A 20,072-nucleotide genomic window follows, 5' to 3' on the forward strand; every position below is an offset into this window, starting at 1 on the left:
ATCACCTCGAGCATCGCCGGATCCTTGCAGCTCGCATGCCTCCACGCTAGGAACGCGCGCGCAACCCCCGATGACGCGAAACCCCAATAGCACCCCAAGACTCGCGTCTCACCCGCAGGCGGCGGGACCCGGGCTCCTCGGGACCGCGCCCGCCGGGCCTCGCCACCCCCGGCGCCGCGTCACCCGTGGGGGCGGCTGCCGCCCCGCGAGCCGCCGGCCGGGGTGAGGACGGCCAGGCGCGCCCCGCACGGATCGGTCATGACGGCGAAGCGGCCGGGCTTGATGTCGATCGGCGGCACGTGGACGACCGCCCCCAGCTCGGCCGCCCGCGCGGCGGTGGCGTCGCAGTCGGAGACCCAGAAGTAGGGGATCCAGTGGGGTTCGAACTCGGCCGGCCACCACTCCCCCAGCGGCACCATGCCCGCCACGGACCAGTCGCCGACCTTCCAGTTGGTGTAGTCGGGCGCGTAGTAGGAGCGGTCGACGGCCGTCCAGCCGAAGACCTCCCCGTAGAAGCGGCGGGCGCCGTCGGTGTCGCGGCTGGCCAGCTCCATCCAGCACATCGCGGACGGCTCGTCCACGACGCCCGCGCCCTCGAAGTCGTACGGGGACCACAGGGCGAAGTCGGCGCCCTCGGGGTCGGCGCAGTGGGCCATCCGCCCGAGGTTGGCGATGTCGGTGGGCTCGCTCAGCTCGTGCCCGCCCATGGCGCGCACGGTGTCCAGGGTGGCCCGGATGTCGTCGGTCCGGAAGTAGCACGTCCAGGTCGGCTCGATCGAGTCGTCCTCGAGCTGCTGCATGCCCGCGACCTCCGGTCCCTGGACGTCGCCCAGGGTGAAGATGTGGTAGCCCCCGAGGCCACCCGCGAGAGAGTAGGCATACCAGCCGAACAACTCGGTGTAGAACCGCTGGGACGCGCGTACGTCCGGGGTGGCCAGTTCGGCCCAAGTCGGAAATCCGGGGGCGTATGCGGTCACCTCGGGCATAGCAGACCATTCGAAGCACGCATGACCCCCACCGTAGGGACGGGCAGGCAATGTCCTGGGGCATAAAACCCCAAATCAACACAATGTCGGCAAAGCGCCCGGCGCCCTGATCCGATTCAGACGCTCTCGACGGTCTGGAGGAGGCCCCAGACGAAGTGCGCCGCGTAGGCGGTGCCGTCCGGCCCCTCGAACGTCGCGTGCCAGCGGCTCGGTACCTCGCCGTCCTGGTGCGCCACCGCGCCGAAGCGCTCGTCCACGTCGCCGACGACGCACGACCACGGGACGAGGTCGTCGACGGTCTCCAGCGGCGGCACCGGCACCCCGTCGTCGCGGACGAGCCACTCCTGCATGACCGAGCCGTCCGGCCCCATCATGATCTCGAAGCGCAGGCCGGGCCACAGGGAGAGCGGCGGCCACCACGCCACCTCGCAGGAGACGTCGCCGACGGGGCGCTCCTCGACGGCGGCGGGCGGGCCGAGGACGGCCTCGTACCGGCGGCGCCCGCGCGGGAACGTCCGGGACCGCAGGATGCGCTGCCACCGGGCGTTGACCTCGCGCATCTCGGTGCGGGACGCGCCGAGCGAGCGCACCGCGTCCTCGACCAGGCCGGGCTGGTAGTCGGCCATCCGGCGCAGCAGGACGAGCTGGAACTCCCGCCGGGCGAACCCCTTCACGGCGCGGTCACCGGGGCCGCCGGGCGCGCGGTCAGGACTTGCGGGCGCCGATGGAGTTGGCGATGGTCGGCCAGCTGCGGGTCAGCTCGACGCGCCAGTACTTCCAGTTGTGCATGCCGGGCCCGTACAGGTTGGCGTGGACCGGCACGCCGGCCTTCTTCGCGGCGGCGACGAAGTTCTCGTTCATCGTGCCGGCGAGCTGCTCGCCGATCCGGCCCGCGTCGTGGGGCGGGGTGTCGGCCTTGTCGTAGGGGCCGGGCTGCCCGTTGCCGGACGAGACGTAGACGCCGACGCCCTTCAGCTTGGACACCATGACGGTCGCGTCGTGCGCCCGCCAGTTCGCCCGCGCGGTGACCGGGTCGCCCCAGATCGCGGTGCCCGCCTCCCGGTTCATGGACGTCAGGATGACCGGCATGCCGGGCGCGGTGATGTTGAGGGCGCCGCTGTAGGAGGCGGCGAACTTGAACAGGCGGTGCCGCTCGGCGTAGGTGATGGCGCCCTGCCCGCCGGACGACAGGCCGATCGCGGCGCGCATCGACCCGGCGTGGAAGTTGCGCTCCATCAGCGGGATGACCTCGCCGATGTGGAAGGTCTCCCACTCGGGGATGCCGCCCTTCCCGCCGTTGTACCAGTTGGTGTAGGACCCGTTCCAGCCGCCCTCGGGCATGACGACCATCGCGTCGTACGGACCGATGATCTGCTCGATGTTGGAGTCCTTGGTCCAGGACTGGTAGTTGTTCTGGCCGCCGTGGTAGGCGTACACGACCGGCCACGTCTTGGTGGCTCCGGCCTTCCAGCTCTTCGGGACCATCACGCGGGTCTTCACCTCGGCGCCCAGCGCCGGGGAGGCGATCGAGACGTCGAAGATCCGCGAGCTGACCTTCTTCACGCCGGTGATGGCGGCCCCGTCGGGGGCCTTGGCGTACTTGCCCGACGCGGCACCCGAGGGCATCTGCGGCTTCTTGCCGTGGTTGCCGGTGTTGCTGTCGGGGTCGCTCGGGCTCGGCGTCCCCCCGCCGGTGCCGAACGGGTTGCTGTTCAGCGGGATGCTGGGCAGCTTCGACGCACCCGGCGACTTCTTCGGGGACGCGGACGTCGCGCCGGGGGCCGACTGCTGCGTCGGGGGACCGAACGAGGGGATCGGCTTGGAGTTCCCGCTGGCCTCCGACCTGCTCTTCGGGACCCCCACGCCGGCCTGCGCGAGGCCGACCATGACGGCGGGCAGCAGCACGGCCGCCGCCGCGGTGCCCGCGATGGCGATCTTCCTGTCGGTACGCTTCTTCATGACTCCCCAGCCGCTCTCGGGCCACGCCCGGCCCAAGGCTCCGCTCGCCCGACGAAACTACTGTCCCCGCCGTCACACCCGCAAGTATTGGCAGCGAATGCAATAAAGGCGAGATGGTACCGCGCCGCCGTCTTCGCCGCCTGCCCGCGGGCAGGGATACAACGGCGGAAAGGGTCGGCCCCTTTCCGCCGTTGCGGGTTCAGCGGCGCTGTCAGGCGCCGCTCGACTGCGCCCTGGCCCGAACCTCGCCGTCGGCGGGCTTGCGGAGCAAGGACATCCTGATCGCGACGAAGGTGATCAGGGCGATGGCGGCCCACCCCGGGAAGAGGTGGAGCCGCTGGTCGGAGTCGAGCAGCCCCAGCGTGCTGCCGGCCAGCGCCACCAGGGCGTTGATCGGCGCCGAGAAGGACTGCGCGATCCCCACGTCGCTCTTCGAGGTACGGCGAAGCGCGGCGTTGGTGAGCAGGATCGGCACCGCCAGCGTGAGCAGGCCCGCCGGAGCGGCGACGGAGAGGAGGTCCCAGGACATCCATCCGCGTCCCCGAACCGCGAACACCACCGGGAAGAGCAGCAGCGTCGCGAGCAGGTTGGCGACCGCGGCGCCCTGGTCCTCCAGGGCGTGCTTCCTCATCTGCCCCAGCATGGTGAGCGTGTTCCAGACGCCGAGCGCGCAGAGCAGAGCGCCCAGCATCCCCACGAGTTCACCCGGCGAGGGCCGGTTGAGCATGACGACTCCGCCGACCAGGAGCAGGCGCCCGGTCAGGTTCTGGAATCCCCACGAGGTGGCCCTCAGGCGCCAGATCTCCCTGAGGCCCACCGAGTAGTAGCCGATCTGGACGACGGCGGCCACGGTCCCCAGCGTCAGCCGGTCGACGGCGAACGGGTAGAGGCACGCGACGGCCGCGTTCCCCACCGCGAGGAGGGAGATCCACAGCCACATGACGCGGGGGTAGCGCCTGAACGGGTTCCGCTTGGTGAGCAGCGTGATCACGCAGAAGGCGATGGAACCGACCGCCTGCAGCGGGGCCCCCACCTCCAGCGCGTTCCGGCCGGTCGTGAAACCGTAGCCGATGGCGACCAGCGTGACGCCGGCCAGGATGAACCCTCCCCCGCTGAGCCGCCGGGAAAGGTCGGGTGAAAAGGACATGGTCGTGCCCCTCTGTTTGCGAGAGGCCGACCGCTCCGCGAGCGACGGGCCACCGGTTCCACGAACCGGTGGCCCGAGCTCTGAGAGCGTTCGGCCACCGGTTCCGCGAACCGGCAAGAGGGACCGTACGGAGCGCCGCCAAATAATCAACAAAACTGGTCGATAAACTATGGAGCTGCCGCCGCTGGGTGCGGCGGCGGCTCTCGGTCGGGTGCGAGCGGCCTCAACGCGCCGACGGCGCGCGGGCGGGGTTCACCGGTTCGCGATCTCCAGGAGTCTCTGGCGGAGCACGTGGCCGTCGGTGGCCCGGATGAAGAGATCGTCGCCCCGGACCGCCATCCAGATGGGACGCTCCGGGTCGGCGACGATGCCGAACGTCGGGAACTCACGCCTCAACGCGGCGAGGTAGGCGGCAGTGTCGTCGTGGCGGGGCCCGCCGCCGGCCGCCCTCACGCCGGCGCTCCCAGGTAGCCCTTGATCATTACGAGGGCGTCCGTGATGCGCTCGCACTCGGCGATGGGCTGCCGCCAGGACGTGAAGTACCAGTAGCGGCCCTCGTCCTCCTCGCGCGGCCGGCAGGTGATCGTGTCGCCGGACTCCCCTCTGGCCCCGCAGCCGCTTCGCGCACCGGACGCCATATTGCGGACGACCAGCCCGCCCGCCACGTGATGGACCGTGAAGCCATGCGCCCTGAGGTGCATCCCCAGGACTTGCAGACGCACGTACGACTCGACTGCCGGGGACTCGTGCTCTGGAACGCTCACGTCCGCCCCCTCAGGACCTCCGCGAGTGCGATTCGTTCCAAGAGGCGCGTCTGGGCGTCGCAGAGCAACCACAGTTCGCCCTCGTCCCGCGCTTGGACCTCCCCTATGCACCCGTTAAGGAGCTGGTAAGGGCTCAGCTTGGCGTGTCGCCGCGCGACCAGCCCGTCCAGCGAAAACTCGGGCCGCCAATCAGACATTAGGGGTATTAACCCGGCCGCAAAGCCATTCGATTCCGACGACCTGGACATCTCGAATCCTCCCCGCCCGTTTCCGCGTCGAAAACACTTGCGACCAGACTCACAGGGCGGGTAAAAGTGCGGTAGCGACCTCACCGCACCCCCGATCAATCCCGATCGAGATCAACTCAACCCCCGCCCCTGATTAACTCCCCGGAGGCTTCCCATGAGCGACAATCGGGCCCGCATCTTCTTCGGCAGCGAACTCCGCCGCATGCGCGAGCAGGCGGGACTTACAGGCAAGCAACTAGCGGACGCGCTCGGGTGCACCCCCAGTGGATCAGCACCATGGAGAGTGGACGCAAGGTCTCCGAGCAGAGCGCCCACGACCTCGACACCTACTTTGAGACGGGCGGCCACTTCTACCGCCTGTGGAAACTCGCCAAGGACATCGAGGTCCACTTTGTCCTACCGCCGGGCTTCCCTGAATACCTGCAATACGAGAGAAAGGCGACGTCGTACCGCATCTTCAGTGTGCTCCTCGTCAGCGGCCTCTTCCAGACAGAGGACTACACCCGCTCCATCCTCGCGGCCAACGATGGAACGAACCTCGCGGAACTCGTCGCGAATCGCATGGAAAGGAAGGCTGTACTGGAGCGCGCAATTGCCCCACATACCTGGGTCGTCCTAGACGAGACCGTACTTCGACGCACAGTTGGAGGCCCAGAAATTATGCGCGAGCAGCTCACTTACCTACTTGAAGTCTCCGAGCGGGTCAACACCATGCTTCAGATCGTGCCTATGAGCGCCGGGTATCACGCCGGACTCGGAGGGAGCTTCACCATCTTGGGCTTCGAAGATGAACCCGACCTTGCTTACACTGAGTCGGCAGGAGAGGGGCTCTTGATCGAGCGCCCTGCACGGATCAGAGACAAACTCGTACGCTGGGATCTACTCAGAGGCTACGCGCTTCCAGTCCCAGAGTCGCGAGTCTTGATCAAGACGGTGATGGAGAGCCTATGACGAACATGCCCAGCTTTCACTGGCGCAAGAGCAGCCACAGTGGCCATGAGGGCGGCGACTGTATCGAAGTAGCGGAACTGTGGCGCAGGAGCAGCTACAGCGATCATTCTGGTGGCGAGTGTGTGGAGGTGGCGGACCTGCCGCCTGTGGTCGGGGTTCGGGACTCGAAGGATCCGGAGGGGCCGAAACTGACGTTCAGCGTTGCCGCCTGGGCCGCCTTCACCCGATCGGTCAAGGACAACGAGCACGACCTCGCCTGACTCCCCCGCTCAACCCTGCGAGCCCTCGCCTTCGACCAGGCCGGGGGCTCGTCCCATGCCCGGGCGAGGTAATTCCGAACGGCGGGTCGACAACGCTGACCGGAGGCGCGACCCATAGCGTCCGGAACCGCATCCCGTCGTGCAGGCTTCAGCCGGACGCACGGGGGCGTTCGTGGCGCCGAACGGCTTTCCGCCGTTCAGGCATCGGGCATGTCACGAGGGCGCAAGGTGATCACCTTCCCTCATGAAGTGCGCCGCCGTCATGCGGTCCAGCGGTGGCGTGCCGCACGTTGCTCCGCACGGTCTTTCTTGGCACCTGCGACTGAACGGGGTGCAAGACAAACCGAGCGAAGGAGCTTCGAATGGAACGCGTTCTCACCGCGGCCCGCCCAGCGGACAGCGGCCCCCTCAACATCACGGCCGGTTTGGTCCACTTGTTGATCGTCGTCGACCGAGACCACAAGGGGATCGAGGTCATTCTCACCTCTAACGGCTCCCAGTCCGCGGCGGCCGCCTCGAAGGCCACTCTGGACGCCGACACCCTGACCGTCCCCGGTGGGAGCGACGCCGCCACCGAAGGGGACTTCCTGACGGTCACCGTCCTGATCCCCGAGGGCCTCCAGGTCATCGCGAGGACCAGCGGGGGCATCACCACCGCGGGCCGGCTGGTCAACGCCAGGCTGCACACCGACGGCGGTCACCTCAAGGTCGACCGCGTTGAGGGAGTCACCATGCTCACGATGGGTCGCGGCTTCCTCACCGTCAGCGGCACCAGCGGCGTGCTCAAGGCCGTGGCCCGTGCCGGGGACATCTACGCGTCGGACGTCACCGGCGTCGCCGATTTCATCGCGTTGAACGGCACGGTCTTCGTGGAGCCCCACAACCCGACCCTGCTGTCCATCCAGACCACCGCCCCCGGCGGGCCCTGGATCAACGGCCCCTACGCCCCGGAGAATCTGTGCTTCATGGGCCCCGGCGGCATCCACAACTGACGATCGCCACCGCCCACCGGAGGTAGCGATCGAACGACTCGATCCGCAGGGCCCGGCACCGCCGGGCCCTGCGCCTTCCGAGCCACGGCGGCACCGATCGTGCGGTGGGCGTGGCAGGCGCACGGCTGCCCGCCGAGCCGTTGCGCTGCTCGGCGCTGGACGGCACCTCGGGTGCTCGATCGCGCACGCACCGCATGGTTCAGCCGCTACCAGGCCATGATCTTCATACCCGCACCTGCTTCGGCCGCCCTTCGGTAGACGTCCAAGAGGGTCATGAAGTGAGCTTCGAGATAATCGTCGTCGCTCGGGTCGGCGAACCGGCGGACGGTGTTGCGGCTCACTCCGGCCACCGGCCCCCTTAACCCCGACCGGCCGCCTCTCACCCGTCGCGAACACCGCCGGACGCTTGCATGACACGCGTCTTCCGGGACGGTCAACGAAGACGGCGTGCACAGTACGAAACATCCGGACAATCAATATTCCACGGCCGCGCTCAGCGCGGATCCCACAAAGGAGACATTAATTATGCGACGCTTGATCATCTTCATCAACGTTCTGCTCTTCTCCCTCGTTGTCTTCATCGCCAGCGAGGGCAACTTCATCGCCATCTTCATCGGGTGCGCCACGGCCTCCGTCGCGTACCTGTCCAACCAGCGTTCCTGGGACAACTACCTCAAGGGAAAGTCCCCGAAGCGCCCCATCGCCGCAAGCGTCTGCCTCGCGGTCACGACGCTCATCGCCTTCCTCATCAGCAACGGCAAGTACGTCGTGTGCGATTTCGCGACGGGCTTCAGCGGAACCATGCTGCTGCTGGGAGGGTGGCTCATCATCAAGCGTTGGGGGCCCGATTTTCGCGCCACCAAGTGACAGTCACCGGGGCCGGCACGGCCCTGGCCCGAGCCAGAGCGGCCTTTAGGGGCCGCTTTTCTCGTACATATGGAAATGCGCCCGCCAGCCGTCTGGTCAGGCGGGCCCCGCCCGGCGTCCCGGCACCTGCGCGGTCGCCTGCGACACCCGCTCGCCCGACGTGGCGAAGGGCACCGAGCGATGCTGATCTCCGGCCCGGAGCGAGCACCGGCACCCCGGCGAGATGCGGGGGAACCGACTCCCCTTTCGGCACCTTCCACGAACGCAGCCCCGAGGTATCCCCCGGGGCTGCATGCGGGCGATCCCGAAGGGAGCGCCCACTTTCACCTTCTCGCTCGGCGTCATGCCTGCGAGAGGGTTGTTTCTGCCCACGCCGAGAAATACCGCTCTGCGCTTGGGCGCACCGTTAATGCACCCTTGCACACGGCATCCCGGCGGAGCCTAGTAGTTGTACTTCGCGACCTCCGCGGCCTTCTCGTCCTTGGTGCCGGTCAGTGCGGCGTTGAGCACCGAGGCGGTCAGGATCGTGGCGATCCCGATCACACTGACCATGCCGAGGCCCTGGTGGAGAATGCCGAGCCCCACCAGGCCGCTCAATGCCGGCCCGTTGGCCGTCAGCGCACCGGCCAGCCTCTTCGGAAGGTGAAGCGTCGCCTGGGCGACCCAGTAGAAGACGCTTCCGGCGATCCCGAGGAGGCCGGCGACGATCCCGCGGACGGCGATCTCCCCGGTCCAGTGGACCAGGAGCAGGGACGGCGCTCCGAGGAGCAGGCCGGCCATCATGGACAGGCCCGTTCCCTTGAGCAGGATCCCCGCGTGGGCCATCGCCTTTCCACCCGACACCATCACGGCGGAGGACACCGCGCCGCCGAGGGCGGCCAGCACCCCGAGGCCGTCGATGCGCTGCCCCCAGGGGATCATCAGGGCCGCCCCGACCGCCGACATCAGCGGCAGGAGCAGGGGAAGCCCCTTCCTGTCCTCCCTCCACGCGATCACCATCGCCATGGTGATCGGGCCGAGGGTCGTGATCGCGTTGCCGGCCGAGAACGGCAGCCTCGCCGCGTAGAACTGCGACAGGAGGTTGGCGCTGACGAAGCCGATCAGGAACGGCAGGGCCGTCAGCACCCACCGGTGCTCCTGCTCCATCTCGATGAAACGGGACAGGAGCCTGTGCGCCGGGGAGAACCTCTGGACCGCGAGCGAGAGGCCGGACAGGATCCGGTCGCGCCTCTGGGTGTGCGGCACGGCGTTGCGGAGACGACTCTCCTTCAGCCGCCGCCGCGCGCCGATGAGCAGCGCCACATAGATCGGGGCGCCGAACAGGTAGGTGATGGTGGTGGCCTGGAGGGCCGTCACCTCGTGATCCACGGTCAGCGGCTGCATGACGGCGGTCACCGAGCGCTGGAGGATCGCTCCTCCGACGTGCGCCCCCGCGGCCGCGAGCAGCCAGAGGGAACCGATCACGGTCGTGGCGAGCCACGCCATGGCACGCCGGGGGTGGCCGACGAGCCACCGCACGACGGTGTGCGGGTCACGGATCAGCAGTCCGTAGAACCGGCCGAGGCGGCTGAAGAGCCACTCCGGCGAAGTGAACCTTTTTCTTTTTCCAGAGTTCACTTTGATGACACCTTCTTTCGTTTGTTGTGCTGCGCACGCCTAGCGATGCGCAGGGTCTGACGCCTCAGGGAGCTGTGATCCCGAAGACGGCAGTGCCATCACCCACCGTCCGGGTGATCAGCCGGCGGGCAAGTGCCTGCCGTGAGACTTGGATCTCATTGAGCATTGGCGCGGATAACGGTCGAAGTGCGGCACCTTTCCCTCGCGGCCCGGGCTTGGAAAAACGAACCGAAGCCGGTGCCATCGCGGCCGGCGGGCAGCGCCGCGCGGGGAATCCGACCTCTTGCCACATCCCTGACTCCACCGGCCCCAGAGAGAGTCGGGGGCCGCCCCCCCACCGCCGGATACAGCCGCCTTCACCAATGCGGACGCAGCAATACCGCCGGTCCTGACCCGCGCCGAGGTCGCGGTTCACCAGATCATCAACTGGCGACCACCGGGTCACAACGGAGCCGGCTCACACCGCCGACGTATCCCCCAGCCAGGCAGTGCGCATCAGCCGGACCACCCGCTCACGGCCGCGACATGCACACCGAATTCACCGCACAGTTCAACCGGAACACGCGGGGCACCACTGGATGAGCCGCATGGTCCGGGGCAACGGCCGGACCTGACGCACCCGCCAATACGGACCGCGGTTCCGCAGGCCCAAGAGCCGGCCCGACATCCCCGGCACCCACGGGATGTCAAAATCGGCGGCGAATGGTTGTCCGCACCACTCCCTGATCAGCGGAGCCGCACATGCGAAACGGCGGCCACTGTCCTCCCCGGTTTCCTCGACCCTGGTGATGCCGCGCCGAATAGGCGAAAGCCATGTTGCGGAGGCAGGGCGTGGCGCGGTGACCGCTACCGGGTATGCCTGCTGGTCCTCCTCGCACCAGACGGTGTCGCGTGGCCGGTGCTCGCTGCCCGGAGCCCGGCTGCGTCCCCCGGCGCCGCCTCCGCTAACTGCGCATCGGCGATCTGGACCTGCGAGCCACCCTGGAGCTTGTGCCGGGACCTCCCGAGCGATGCGGCACGGCTGTTCCGCTTCCTGGCCGCTACCCCCAGCCCCCTTCGGAATCGAGCTGCTCGCGACGATGGACAGAGGCGGACGCGGAGGGACTCCTCGGCCGGCTGCGATCGCCATCGCCCGGTACCGCGCCATGGGGGCGATGGCCGAGGCGGCGTCCGCATACGGCCTGGAGGCGGCCCGTCGGCTGGACGAACGCGATGGCGCAGGAAAGCTCTCGACCCTGTTCCCGTTCGGAGTCCGGCAGCAGTGTGGCCTCCGAGAGTCTTGCTCGCGCCGTGGAGGCCTCAGCCGTCGCGATCTCCACTGCGCGCACCCACCGGGCACGAGCCTGCCCGAACCCGGCCCGACCTTGCGGAGCGCCTTTTCAGCCAGGGAAAGCACGCCGACGCCGAGCGGCTCTTCGGTACGGCGGTGAAGGCGTTCGGCCAGGCGGGTCGGTATCGAAAGCGCGTTCTCGCGCTCGACCGCCAGGCTCCGCCCGATGCTGGCCGGTTCCAGCCACTTGACAAGGCATGAGATACCTCTGGATGGCGGAAGGTTGTGCGGGGTCACCCGTCCTACCCGGGCATTCTCACGTTTCAGAGCCCGCCGCACGGCCCGCGTTCATACTCTGATCACGTACCCCAGGCGAAGGGGTCCCATGAGGCCCCGTCGCGCTGAAGGGTTCGAAGTGAGGACCGGCAGACGCCGGCCCTCACTTCGAACTGATGGGGAATCACTTATCCCCACCGTTTGATGGTGCGGGCCGGTCTACTTGTCAACCGACCCTTGGACCTCCTGGACCTACTGGCCCTTCTTGTCCTTGTTCTCTTCCTCCCGCCCCTGCTGGGGGCCGGAGCGGTAGGCGTCCTCCGAGTCCTCGGGGATGCCGACCTTCTCGTTGGCGTCCGACTGGTGGGCCTTGGTCTTGCCCCACTTTGCTCGCTTGTCGTCCATCGGTTGCGCCTTTCCTCTGTTTGTACGGCTTGCCTTGCGGACGCCGTCTTGGTGAGGACTGTTCGGAGATCGTCGGAGGAGGCAACTCCACTCGGCGAGATCTCCCTTGCGCACCCATAAGCCGACAGCGCGAGTTCGCTTCCCATCAGCCGCTCACTGACCTCTTCAACGCGCGTTGAGCTCGCGGTTCTGGAGGACAAGGACGGCTTCGGCCGAGTGCCCGGCCCAGTGCGGGCCCATGGCGTGGGTTGATCAGGATGTACCAGCTTGTGAACTGCGCTTCGGCGCGTTCGCCGAGACCGAGGAACACAAAGCCGCGTCTACCGTTGGGGGCTCGGGCTTGGTGAGACGGATCGTCTGCTCCGAGGTGCGGGACGCGCGAGGGGGCCTTCGGCGCGGATGTGTTCCGCGCGGCGTATGCGTTCAGTCTCGTGTTCCGGCACGCGGGGGTCGGCGTCTCGTCTGCGCTCCAGCGGCAGTGCACCGGTTGATGCGGCAACGTCTGGTCGACTATCGGGACATCCTGCCGGTCGGTCAGCCTGCGGGCCCTTGGCGGCGAGACGGCTCGCCGGGCTCGACCACGGCCTCGCGATGGCGCCCGGCCGGGGCCGGGGCATGGTCGCTGAGGCGCTGCGCGGCGGCCGGGGGTTCGGCGAGGTTCAGGTCTCGGGCGGCCACGAACCGCTGATCGGGATGTCGCGGTTCAGGGCTGAGACGGCCTGCATTCGCGGAGCCTCGCCAACGCGGGCGACGACGCGGCGAAGGGGCGGCTGGTGCGCGGTCTGCGGGGACCGGGTCCGGTGAGAGGGGCGCGCAGCCGGGCGCCGTGGCCCCTGAGCGGGGCCACGGCGGTGCGGGGGGCGGGGCGGTTGACGTCAGGGCCGTGTGCCGCCCCCGCGCGGGCTAGGGCTGGGTGTAGTTGTACTTGGCGGTGACGGTCGCCGAGGAGGGGCAGAGCAGGCCGCTCGTCTTGGTGACGGTCTGGTTCACGAAGCTGACGGTGAGCGGGAAGTTCGTGCCCGTGTAGCTGCCGGTGAGGTTCCCGCTGTAGGTGCAGCCGATCGCGCTCATCTTGAAGCTGTTGATCTTGGCGACGCCCCCGCTGAAGCTGCCGCTCCAGGGAAGGCCGCTGGGGGTGACGGTGACACCGCAGCCGCCGGCGGTGGCGGAGGTGTAGGAGGCGGAGGTGCCGTTCGAGGCGACGCTGCCCTTCAGCGTGGAGCTGGTGCAGGTGGCCGTGACTCCCGCGTTGATCGTCATGGTGCCGTTGAGGTTGGCGGTGAACGTCCCGGGCGTCACGGCCAGGGCGGGGGAGGCCGACAGGGCGACGGTCGCGGTGGCCGCTGCCGCGGCGGTGGCGATCGCGGCGAACTTCGTGGTGCGAGACAAGGGGGGCCTCATTTCGAACGGTGGGCGTCGCGCCTGCACCCGAGGGGTGGGGTGGGAGGTCCACTGAGACATGCGCGGCTCCGCCCATGGCCGGTGGGGAAAGCCGCCGCGAATCAGGGACCGGTCCGGGGAACCGCCGTGTCGTCCTCGACACGGGTTCCATCCGGAGTAGAACGCGTTCTAACAGAGAACATAGACAAAGGTACTTGAGTGGTCAACACCCGAACCGCACTCTCTTGTTATCTGAAGATGACCCTGTTCATAAAATGCCCTTTCGAACGTCCGTAAGTGGCTATCTGTGCAGGATACAGACGTATTGAGAAACAAGAGTCCCTCTCGACTCGGGGGCCACCGGCCTGTTCTGCGGGAAGATCAGAGGGGGCGCGAGGGTAGTGAGAACCCGTTACACAGAGCCAGCATCGCAGCGGGTGTACGGGAGGGGACCTGGACGGCTGTGAAATTTCACATTCGGTCTGATCGGCATTGGAAACGCGCTTCGGCGCCTGCGGCGGGGCATCGCTGAACTGGTCTTTCGCCAGGAGGTCCCGATTCCCGGAATGATCGGTTGGTCCGGCGGGCGGCCATTGTCAGGCGGGCGGTTCCGGTCCATCGTGGCGGGACCGCGAGCGTCCGCGAGCGCCGGCGGGAGACCCCCGCGGCGCGGCGAGCGGGCGCCCACAGCCGAACGGCAGGTACCCCGTCATGAGAAGATCCCGCCGATTCCGTTCCCTGCTCGCCGTTCCGGCGGTGCTCACGCTGGCCCTGGCCGGGCTCGCGGCGCCCGCCGCGGCGGCGCCGGGCCCCGAGACCGCCGGGCAGTACGTCGTCACCGGTCCCCGGACCGTCCAGGAGCGCAGCCGGGTCGCCCGGACCGGGGCGGCGGTCAACGCCGTCCGGGCGGGCGCCGTGGAGGTCAGCGCCATCCCCTCGGAGGTCGCGGCGATCCGGCGGCTCGGTTTCGCCGTCCAGGCCGCTCCCCCGCAGGCCGCGAACCCGAGCGCGGCGCCGAGCACGGCGGCGACCTCGTACCACACCTTCGCCGAGATGCGCTCGGAGGTCGACTCCGTCGTCGCCGCCCACCCGCAGATCGCCCGGCAGTTCGTGGTCGGCAGGTCCTACCAGGGACGCGACATCGTCGGCGTGAAGATCAGCGACAACGTGGCGACCGACGAGAACGAGCCCGAAGTCATGATCATCGCCAACATCCACGCGCGCGAGCGGCTCACCGCCGAGCAGGCGCTCGACTACATCGGGCAGCTCACCGCCGGCTACGGGTCCGACAGCCGGATCACGAACCTGGTGAACACGCGCGAGATCTACGTCATGCCCATGGTCAACCCGGACGGCCAGGTCTACGACATGACCAGCGACACCCAGCCGGGACGGATGTGGCGCAAGAACCGCCAGCCCAACCCGACGTCCACCGGCACGGACCTGAACCGCAACTTCGCCTACAAGTGGGGCTGCTGCGGCGGGTCGTCCGGCAACGGCTCCAGCGAGACCTACCGGGGTACCGGTCCGGAGTCCGCCGTCGAGACGAAGGTCCTCGCCGACTTCGTGCGGAGCCGGGTCGTGGGCGGCAAGCAGCAGCTCGGGATGTTCCTGGACATCCACTCGGACGCGGAGCTGGTGCTCTGGCCGTTCGGCTACACCTACAGCAACACCGTCCCCGGCGCGATGTCCGCCGACGAGGAGGCCGCCCACCGCACCATCGGCCGGGAGCTGGCCGGGACGAACGGCTTCGACCCCGAGCAGTCCAGCGACCTGTACATCACCGACGGGACGACCGACGACTACACGTGGGGGCAGCAGCGCATCTTCTCGTTCACGTTCGAACTGGCCGGAGGCAGCTTCTACCCGCCGCCGTCCGCGATCGCCGGTGAGGTCCAGCGCAGCCGCGAGGCCCTGCTGCGGCTGACCGGCTACGCGGACTGCCCGTACCGGGCGATCGGCAAGCAGGGCCAGTACTGCGCGTAGGGATCCGCGGACGCCGGTCCGGCCCGGCCCGCGGCGGGCCGGGCCGGTGTGCAGGCCGAGGCGTGCCGGGACGGGGCGTCAGCCGAAGCGTTCGCGGAGGGCCGGGAGGAGGTCGGCCTCCGCCCAGGTGCGGAAGTCCTTCTGGTGCTCGGGCCCTGACTGGCAGAACGAGATGTGGGTGAAGCCCGCGTCGGCCCACTGCTGGACGGCCTCGACGTAGTCGTCCACGTTGTCGCCGCAGGGGACGGACTCCACGACGTCCTCCGGCCGGACGGTCTCCGTCGCGGCCTCGAAGTTCACCGGACCCGGCAGCTCGGCCATCACCTTCCACCCCGGAGCGGAGAACTTCCAGGTCCGGTGGGCGCGCTCCTTGCACTCCTCGTAGTCCTGCCCGAAGGCGACCGGGATCTGCCCGTAGACGGGCTTGTCGGCACCGCCGCCGTCGCGGAAGAGCTCGACGACCTCCGGGAGGGGCTGGTCGGAGATGAGCAGGTCCGCCTGCTCGGCGGCGAGCCGGCCCGCCCGCCCGCCGGACGCCGCCATGCCGATCCGGACAGGCTCGTCGGGCAGGTCGTACAGCTTCGCGGAGTCGACGCTGAAGTGCCGGCCGCGGTAGTTGACGTAGTCGCCGCCGAACAGGGCCCGGATGATCTCGACGGCCTCGGCGAACATCTCGTGCCGGACGTCCGCCGACGGCCAGCCGCGCCCGACGACGTGCTCGTTCAGGTTCTCCCCCGCGCCGAGGCCGAGCGAGAACCGGCCGTCGGACAGGACGCCCATCGTGGCGGCCTTCTGCGCGACCACGGCCGGGTGGTAGCGCATGATGGGGCAGGTCACGAACGTCATCAGCGGGATGCGGTCGGTGGCCTGGGCGAGCGCCCCGAGCACCGACCAGGCGTAGGCGGAGTGGCCCTGGCTCTCCAGCCACGGGAAGTAGTGGTCGGAGATGACCGAGTAGGCGAAGCCCGCCTCCTCCGCCTCGACGAGGTCGGTCACGAGCTGCTTGGCCGGTGTCTGCTCGCAGAGCAGCGTGTATCCGAATTCCATGTCACATCCCCAGGAGGTCCATGATGTCGTCGGCGTGCTCCTCTTCCTCGGCGAGGATGTGCTCCATCAGCCTCCGGGTGGTGACGTCGCCGTCGCCGAGCCACCGGATGATCTCCTGGTAGGACTCGATGACGATCCGCTCGGCGACGAGGTTCTCCTCCAGCATGCTCTTGAGGTCATTCTCGTCGAACGTCCTGTAGGTCGTGTGGGAGCGCTCGGCCAGGGTCTTCGGGTCGAAGTCGGGCTGCCCGCCGAGTTGGCTGATGCGCTCCGCGGCGCGCATCGCGTGGTCGCGCTCCTCGTCGGCGTGCTCGTTGAACTCCGCGGCCACCTGCGCCCGGTCGATGCCCGTCGCGCTGATCGCGTGCTGCGCGTAGCGCATCCAGCAGACGATCTCGGTGGCGAGGACGTCGTTGAGGACGCCGATGACCTCCTCGGTCCTGCGGCCGTAGCCGTCGGTCACCGGGCCGTCGGCCATCTTGGCGCGCGCGCGTTCGCGGATCGCCGCGACGTCGAGGCTGAAGCTGCTCTCGGCCATGTTCCCCCTCCTGATCAGCACGGACGTGGGCTCTCCTACCCAGCGGGGGCCGCTCATGCCTGCGTGAGCGCACGGTCTCCGAGTGACCGGCGCGCAGGTTGGACACTCTGCGTAGTCAGTGATAGACGTAGAGCTACATCGCCTCAAAGGGGGGCGGGGGGAAGACATTTCCGGTCTCCACCTCGAGATCCGGGCGCATCAAGGAGAAAGAAGCACATGAAGTCCTTCAGCTACAGCGACCTCGACAAGCTCACCGGCGAGGTCCTGCCGGAGCGCGCCGTGCTGTCCACCCTTCTCGCCGGTGGCGGCGGCAACAGCAACGGCAACGAGAACCACAACCTGAACCTCGGCGGCGGCGGCAGCACCGGCACCACCGCGGTCGTGCCGCTGTGCCAGAGCACCGTGTCCAGCCACGAGGGCATCCTCGGCGTCCTCAACGCCGACAACGAGTCCTCCTTCACCTGCGCCGGCGCCGCGGTGGTCTCGGGGCACTGAGCCGAGCGAACGTGAACGCGGGCCTCGCCCGCACGGGAAGGGCCGGCCACCGCCGGCCCTTCCTCTTTTTTCAAAATGCTCGGTGAAAGCCATGACAAAGATTTCCGGGCGAGCTCTTTACCGTCCATCTCGAATTCCCGGACCATCCCGCCACGCACGACAAAACCGCCGATCAGCACCTCTTGCGTTACAGATAGTCATGTGTGTTATACGTAGAGCGACCTCACTCCCGGCCGGGAATGAGGAGGGGACATCCGGTATCCACCTTGAGATCCGGGCGTGACAAGGAGAAAAGGAACCACATGAAGTCCTACAGCTACAGCGACCTCGACGAGCTCACCGGCGAACTCCTGCCGGAGCGCGCCGTGCTGTCCACCCTTCTCGCCGGTGGCGGCCACGGCCACGGCCACGGCGGAGGCGGAGGCGGCTTCACCGCGGTCGTCCCGCTGTGCCAGAGCACCGTGAGCAGCCACGAGGGCCTCCTGGGCCTGCTCAACGCGAACAACGAGTCCAGCTTCGTGTGCGCCAGCGCCGTGGTGGTCTCGCGCGGCTGAGCCGAGCGAACGTGAACGCGGGCCACGCCCGCACGAGAAGGGCCGGCGCACACCGCCGGCCCTTTCTCCCCTTTCGGAGCACGCGCGCGAGCATCGCGGCCCCCCGTCGCGACACGGCGAATCCGCCGGTCAGCCCCTGTTTGGATACTCAACGTCACCCGTGCTATACGTAGAGTCACCTCACTTCGGTCCGGAGTGAGGGAAAGGACATCCGGTCTCCACCTCGAGATCCGGGCGCGACAAGGAGAAAGAACCAGATGAAGTCCTTCAGCTACAGCGACCTCGACAAGCTCACCGGCGAGGTCCTGCCGGAGCGCGCCGTGCTGTCCACCCTTCTCGCCGGTGGCGGCGGCAACAGCAACGGCAACGAGAACGGCAACTTCAACCTCAACCACGGCGGCGGCAGCACCGGCACCACCGCGGTCGTCCCGCTGTGCCAGAGCACCGTGTCCAGCCACGAGGGCATCCTCGGCGTCCTCAACGCCGACAACGAGTCGCACTTCGTGTGCTCCAGCGCCGCCGTGGTCTCGGGTCACTGAGCCGAGCGAACGTGAACGCGGGCCTCGCCCGCATGAGAAGGGCCGGCGTACAGCGCCGGCCCTTCCTCCCTTCCAGAACCGACGCGAAAGCTACGACAAATGCCCCAGAAGAACTCTCCAACCGTCCGCTACGCCGACCTCGAGCGGCTGTCGGGTGAACTCCTGCCGGAGCGGATGCTGCTGTCGACCGCCGGCGGCCGATCCGGCACCAAGACCGCGGAGGCCTGCCGGTACGAGCACTACATGGGGACGGCGGGCCTCCTCGGCACGGGCCTGCTCGCCGAGCCCGAGCACACGGCGAAGACCTGCGTGCCCATCCTGTACCACGACGGCAAATGAGCGGCCCGGCGACGAAGGACGGTGGCGGAGCGGGCACGGCGGGCACCCTCGTCCTGCCCGCGCTCGCGGACGGCGCCGAACTCATCGGCGAGTTCAAGAACTCCGGCTACCGCGACACGCCCCAGCTCGTCCGGTTGCCGAACGGGCAGCTCGTCCGGCTGCCGCCGCTGCTGTACCAGGTCGCCGGGGCGCTGCACCGGCACCACGCCCTCGCCGGCACCACCGACGTCGAGACGGCGCTCGCCCGCGTCGCCGAGACGGTCTCCGAGGCGGCCGGCGCCCGGCTCACCGGCGAGCAGGTCGTCTACCTCGTCGACAACAAGCTCGCTCCGCTCGGCGTCACCACCTACAGCGACGGCACCGCGCCGCCGGTCGTCCGGTCCGACCCGTTCCTGGCGCTGCGCTTCAGGATCGCGGTCTTCCCCGAGTCGGTCACCTGGTTCGTCGGCGGCCTGTTCGCCTGGCTCTTCCGCCCCGCGGTCATGGCGCTCGTGCTCGGCGCGTTCGCGGCCAGCGAGGTCTGGGTGCTCACGGCCCGGTCGATCTCCGACGCCCTGTCGTTCGCGATCCTCAACCCTGTCAGCATCCTGCTGGTGATGGTGCTGGGGATCGCCTCGTGCGCTTTCCACGAGGTGGGGCACGCTTCGGCGTGCCGGTACGGCGGCGTCCGACCGGGCGCCATGGGCTGCGGCATCTACATAGTGTGGCCCGCGTTCTACACCGACATCACCGAGTCGTACCGGCTCGGCCGCGCGGGCCGGCTCCGCGCCGACCTCGCGGGCGTCTACTTCAACGGCATCTTCGTCGTCGGGTTGACACTGCTGTACCTGCAGACGGGGTTCGCGCCGCTGATCCTCGCGGTCGTCTACGTCAACCTGGAGATGGTGCAGCAGCTGCTGCCGACGCTGCGCTTCGACGGGTACTACATCATGTCCGACCTCATCGGAATCCCCGACCTGTTCCGGTACATCGGGCCGATCCTGCGCCGGGCGCTGCTGCGGCGCCCGGACCCCAGGCTCGCCGACCTCAAGCGCTGGCCCCAGGTCTTCGTCACGGTGTGGGTGCTGACGGTGATCCCCACGCTGGCGATCCAGCTCGCGCTGATCAGTACTCAGATCCCCGCGCTGGTGGTCAAGGACTGGGGGATGATGCGCAAGCTCGCGTCCGCCGCGGCCGACGGCGCGGACCCGCTCACGCTGGTCACCTCGGGCCTGCAGATCTTCCTGCTGGTCCTGCCGCTGGTCGGTCTGGCGTTCATCCTGTACGGCTTCGCCCGCGGGTTGGTGCGGTGGGCCGTCCGCTACGTGAACGCGCCCGTCACCAAGGCCGCGTCGGGGGCCTGAGCGGCTCGCCGGTGAACGCGCCGGGCGCCCCCAGTCGGGCGCCCGGCGCGTTCGCCGCTTCCAGGTAAATGCATTTTATAAGCTTTTCAAATTGCGCTTCGAAGCGTCA

General features: G+C 68.6%; 23 protein-coding genes and 1 pseudogene. 11 read left to right on the forward strand and 13 right to left on the reverse strand.

Features of this window, described 5'->3' with window-relative positions; all coding sequences use genetic code 11:
* Window positions 1–179: 179 nt before the first annotated feature.
* The 6 genes from FKD65_RS13590 to FKD65_RS13615 all read right to left on the reverse strand — a co-directional run bounded on the left by FKD65_RS13590 (window position 180) and on the right by FKD65_RS13615 (window position 4,856).
* Window positions 180–986 (reverse strand): VOC family protein, encoded by an 807-nt coding sequence (locus FKD65_RS13590; protein WP_141577849.1) that lies wholly within the window; start codon window positions 984–986, stop codon window positions 180–182.
* A gap of 116 nt (window positions 987–1,102) precedes the next feature.
* On the reverse strand, window positions 1,103–1,660 hold the full coding sequence (locus FKD65_RS13595; RefSeq protein ID WP_205718654.1) for a hypothetical protein: 558 nt from the start codon (window positions 1,658–1,660) through the stop codon (window positions 1,103–1,105).
* Window positions 1,661–1,691: 31 nt separating this feature from the next.
* Window positions 1,692–2,945 (reverse strand): alpha/beta hydrolase-fold protein, encoded by a 1,254-nt coding sequence (locus FKD65_RS13600; protein WP_141577850.1) that lies wholly within the window; start codon window positions 2,943–2,945, stop codon window positions 1,692–1,694.
* 211 nt (window positions 2,946–3,156) lie between these two features.
* Window positions 3,157–4,092: a hypothetical protein gene (locus FKD65_RS13605; protein WP_141577851.1), complete on the reverse strand. Its 936-nt coding sequence runs from the start codon at window positions 4,090–4,092 to the stop codon at window positions 3,157–3,159.
* A gap of 252 nt (window positions 4,093–4,344) precedes the next feature.
* Window positions 4,345–4,545: a hypothetical protein gene (locus FKD65_RS13610; RefSeq protein WP_141577852.1), complete on the reverse strand. Its 201-nt coding sequence runs from the start codon at window positions 4,543–4,545 to the stop codon at window positions 4,345–4,347.
* Window positions 4,542–4,856 carry a hypothetical protein gene (locus tag FKD65_RS13615; RefSeq protein WP_141577853.1) on the reverse strand — a complete coding sequence of 105 codons (315 nt, stop codon included), beginning with the start codon at window positions 4,854–4,856 and terminating at the stop codon, window positions 4,542–4,544. Before FKD65_RS13615 ends, FKD65_RS13610 begins: the two co-directional genes overlap by 4 nt.
* Before the next feature lie 402 nt (window positions 4,857–5,258).
* Between FKD65_RS13615 and FKD65_RS46595 the strand changes: the two are divergent.
* The 4 genes and pseudogenes from FKD65_RS46595 to FKD65_RS13630 form a co-directional block, all read left to right on the forward strand.
* Window positions 5,259–5,357, forward strand: a pseudogene (locus FKD65_RS46595) (hypothetical protein); the annotation flags it as partial.
* Window positions 5,358–5,380: 23 nt separating this feature from the next.
* Window positions 5,381–6,055: a DUF5753 domain-containing protein gene (locus FKD65_RS13620; protein ID WP_141577854.1), complete on the forward strand. Its 675-nt coding sequence runs from the start codon at window positions 5,381–5,383 to the stop codon at window positions 6,053–6,055.
* Window positions 6,052–6,315, forward strand: coding sequence for a DUF397 domain-containing protein (locus tag FKD65_RS13625; RefSeq protein WP_205718655.1), 264 nt, complete (start codon window positions 6,052–6,054; stop codon window positions 6,313–6,315). Before FKD65_RS13620 ends, FKD65_RS13625 begins: the two co-directional genes overlap by 4 nt.
* Before the next feature lie 362 nt (window positions 6,316–6,677).
* Window positions 6,678–7,307, forward strand: coding sequence for a hypothetical protein (locus tag FKD65_RS13630; protein WP_141577855.1), 630 nt, complete (start codon window positions 6,678–6,680; stop codon window positions 7,305–7,307).
* Between the two features lie 206 nt (window positions 7,308–7,513).
* Here FKD65_RS13630 and FKD65_RS44175 read toward each other — a convergent pair whose 3' ends face one another.
* The gene (locus tag FKD65_RS44175; protein ID WP_168221029.1) at window positions 7,514–7,657 is read right to left on the reverse strand and encodes a hypothetical protein; all 144 of its coding nucleotides are present in this window, start codon (window positions 7,655–7,657) and stop codon (window positions 7,514–7,516) included.
* 184 nt (window positions 7,658–7,841) lie between these two features.
* On the opposite strand from FKD65_RS44175, the gene FKD65_RS13635 reads away from it, so the two are divergent.
* A complete protein-coding gene (locus FKD65_RS13635; protein ID WP_141577856.1) occupies window positions 7,842–8,174 on the forward strand; it encodes a hypothetical protein in 333 nt (110 codons plus the stop codon).
* A gap of 441 nt (window positions 8,175–8,615) precedes the next feature.
* On the opposite strand, the gene FKD65_RS13640 is transcribed toward FKD65_RS13635, so the two are convergent.
* The 4 genes from FKD65_RS13640 to FKD65_RS13645 all read right to left on the reverse strand — a co-directional run bounded on the left by FKD65_RS13640 (window position 8,616) and on the right by FKD65_RS13645 (window position 13,131).
* Window positions 8,616–9,791 (reverse strand): hypothetical protein, encoded by a 1,176-nt coding sequence (locus FKD65_RS13640; RefSeq protein ID WP_141577857.1) that lies wholly within the window; start codon window positions 9,789–9,791, stop codon window positions 8,616–8,618.
* 1,798 nt (window positions 9,792–11,589) lie between these two features.
* A complete protein-coding gene (locus tag FKD65_RS44180) occupies window positions 11,590–11,742 on the reverse strand; it encodes a hypothetical protein (RefSeq protein ID WP_168221030.1) in 153 nt (50 codons plus the stop codon).
* A gap of 534 nt (window positions 11,743–12,276) precedes the next feature.
* Window positions 12,277–12,420: a hypothetical protein gene (locus FKD65_RS44185; protein ID WP_168221031.1), complete on the reverse strand. Its 144-nt coding sequence runs from the start codon at window positions 12,418–12,420 to the stop codon at window positions 12,277–12,279.
* A gap of 225 nt (window positions 12,421–12,645) precedes the next feature.
* Window positions 12,646–13,131 (reverse strand): hypothetical protein, encoded by a 486-nt coding sequence (locus FKD65_RS13645; RefSeq protein WP_141577858.1) that lies wholly within the window; start codon window positions 13,129–13,131, stop codon window positions 12,646–12,648.
* 702 nt (window positions 13,132–13,833) lie between these two features.
* On the opposite strand from FKD65_RS13645, the gene FKD65_RS13650 reads away from it, so the two are divergent.
* Complete coding sequence (locus FKD65_RS13650) at window positions 13,834–15,108, forward strand: M14 family metallopeptidase (RefSeq protein ID WP_141577859.1); 1,275 nt, start codon at window positions 13,834–13,836, stop codon at window positions 15,106–15,108.
* Window positions 15,109–15,186: 78 nt separating this feature from the next.
* On the opposite strand, the gene FKD65_RS13655 is transcribed toward FKD65_RS13650, so the two are convergent.
* Both FKD65_RS13655 and FKD65_RS13660 read right to left on the reverse strand, forming a co-directional pair.
* Window positions 15,187–16,155, reverse strand: a complete 969-nt coding sequence (locus FKD65_RS13655; RefSeq protein WP_141577860.1) for a TIGR03557 family F420-dependent LLM class oxidoreductase — start codon at window positions 16,153–16,155, stop codon at window positions 15,187–15,189.
* A gap of 1 nt (window position 16,156) precedes the next feature.
* Window positions 16,157–16,693 (reverse strand): bacterioferritin, encoded by a 537-nt coding sequence (locus FKD65_RS13660; RefSeq protein ID WP_141577861.1) that lies wholly within the window; start codon window positions 16,691–16,693, stop codon window positions 16,157–16,159.
* Window positions 16,694–16,909: 216 nt separating this feature from the next.
* Here FKD65_RS13660 and FKD65_RS13665 point away from each other — a divergent pair, with 216 nt between their 5' ends.
* The 5 genes from FKD65_RS13665 to FKD65_RS13685 all read left to right on the forward strand — a co-directional run bounded on the left by FKD65_RS13665 (window position 16,910) and on the right by FKD65_RS13685 (window position 19,963).
* Window positions 16,910–17,188, forward strand: coding sequence for a hypothetical protein (locus FKD65_RS13665; RefSeq protein ID WP_141577862.1), 279 nt, complete (start codon window positions 16,910–16,912; stop codon window positions 17,186–17,188).
* 302 nt (window positions 17,189–17,490) lie between these two features.
* The gene (locus FKD65_RS13670; RefSeq protein ID WP_141577863.1) at window positions 17,491–17,742 is read left to right on the forward strand and encodes a hypothetical protein; all 252 of its coding nucleotides are present in this window, start codon (window positions 17,491–17,493) and stop codon (window positions 17,740–17,742) included.
* 257 nt (window positions 17,743–17,999) lie between these two features.
* Window positions 18,000–18,281, forward strand: coding sequence for a hypothetical protein (locus FKD65_RS13675; protein ID WP_141577864.1), 282 nt, complete (start codon window positions 18,000–18,002; stop codon window positions 18,279–18,281).
* A 99-nt stretch (window positions 18,282–18,380) separates the two neighbouring features.
* A complete protein-coding gene (locus FKD65_RS13680; protein WP_141577865.1) occupies window positions 18,381–18,620 on the forward strand; it encodes a hypothetical protein in 240 nt (79 codons plus the stop codon).
* Window positions 18,617–19,963, forward strand: a complete 1,347-nt coding sequence (locus tag FKD65_RS13685) for a hypothetical protein (protein ID WP_141577866.1) — start codon at window positions 18,617–18,619, stop codon at window positions 19,961–19,963. The genes FKD65_RS13680 and FKD65_RS13685 overlap by 4 nt, the downstream gene beginning before the upstream one ends.
* Window positions 19,964–20,072: the final 109 nt, after the last annotated feature.

This window comes from Actinomadura sp. WMMA1423, assembly GCF_006547145.1.
Classification (GTDB): domain Bacteria; phylum Actinomycetota; class Actinomycetes; order Streptosporangiales; family Streptosporangiaceae; genus Spirillospora.

What these genes read in the sequence shown, in the direction of transcription:
- FKD65_RS13675 (WP_141577864.1), top strand. Translation starts at nt 18,000, where the DNA reads ATGAAGTCCTTCAGCTACAGCGACCTCGACAAGCTCACCGGCGAGGTC.
- FKD65_RS13600 (WP_141577850.1), bottom strand. Translation starts at nt 2,945, where the DNA reads ATGAAGAAGCGTACCGACAGGAAGATCGCCATCGCGGGCACCGCGGCG.
- FKD65_RS13650 (WP_141577859.1), top strand. Translation starts at nt 13,834, where the DNA reads ATGAGAAGATCCCGCCGATTCCGTTCCCTGCTCGCCGTTCCGGCGGTG.
- FKD65_RS13660 (WP_141577861.1), bottom strand. Translation starts at nt 16,693, where the DNA reads ATGGCCGAGAGCAGCTTCAGCCTCGACGTCGCGGCGATCCGCGAACGC.
- FKD65_RS44180 (WP_168221030.1), bottom strand. Translation starts at nt 11,742, where the DNA reads ATGGACGACAAGCGAGCAAAGTGGGGCAAGACCAAGGCCCACCAGTCG.
- FKD65_RS13665 (WP_141577862.1), top strand. Translation starts at nt 16,910, where the DNA reads ATGAAGTCCTTCAGCTACAGCGACCTCGACAAGCTCACCGGCGAGGTC.
- FKD65_RS13605 (WP_141577851.1), bottom strand. Translation starts at nt 4,092, where the DNA reads ATGTCCTTTTCACCCGACCTTTCCCGGCGGCTCAGCGGGGGAGGGTTC.
- FKD65_RS13630 (WP_141577855.1), top strand. Translation starts at nt 6,678, where the DNA reads ATGGAACGCGTTCTCACCGCGGCCCGCCCAGCGGACAGCGGCCCCCTC.
- FKD65_RS13655 (WP_141577860.1), bottom strand. Translation starts at nt 16,155, where the DNA reads ATGGAATTCGGATACACGCTGCTCTGCGAGCAGACACCGGCCAAGCAG.
- FKD65_RS13625 (WP_205718655.1), top strand. Translation starts at nt 6,052, where the DNA reads ATGACGAACATGCCCAGCTTTCACTGGCGCAAGAGCAGCCACAGTGGC.
- FKD65_RS13670 (WP_141577863.1), top strand. Translation starts at nt 17,491, where the DNA reads ATGAAGTCCTACAGCTACAGCGACCTCGACGAGCTCACCGGCGAACTC.
- FKD65_RS13680 (WP_141577865.1), top strand. Translation starts at nt 18,381, where the DNA reads ATGCCCCAGAAGAACTCTCCAACCGTCCGCTACGCCGACCTCGAGCGG.
- FKD65_RS13685 (WP_141577866.1), top strand. Translation starts at nt 18,617, where the DNA reads ATGAGCGGCCCGGCGACGAAGGACGGTGGCGGAGCGGGCACGGCGGGC.
- FKD65_RS13620 (WP_141577854.1), top strand. Translation starts at nt 5,381, where the DNA reads ATGGAGAGTGGACGCAAGGTCTCCGAGCAGAGCGCCCACGACCTCGAC.
- FKD65_RS13590 (WP_141577849.1), bottom strand. Translation starts at nt 986, where the DNA reads ATGCCCGAGGTGACCGCATACGCCCCCGGATTTCCGACTTGGGCCGAA.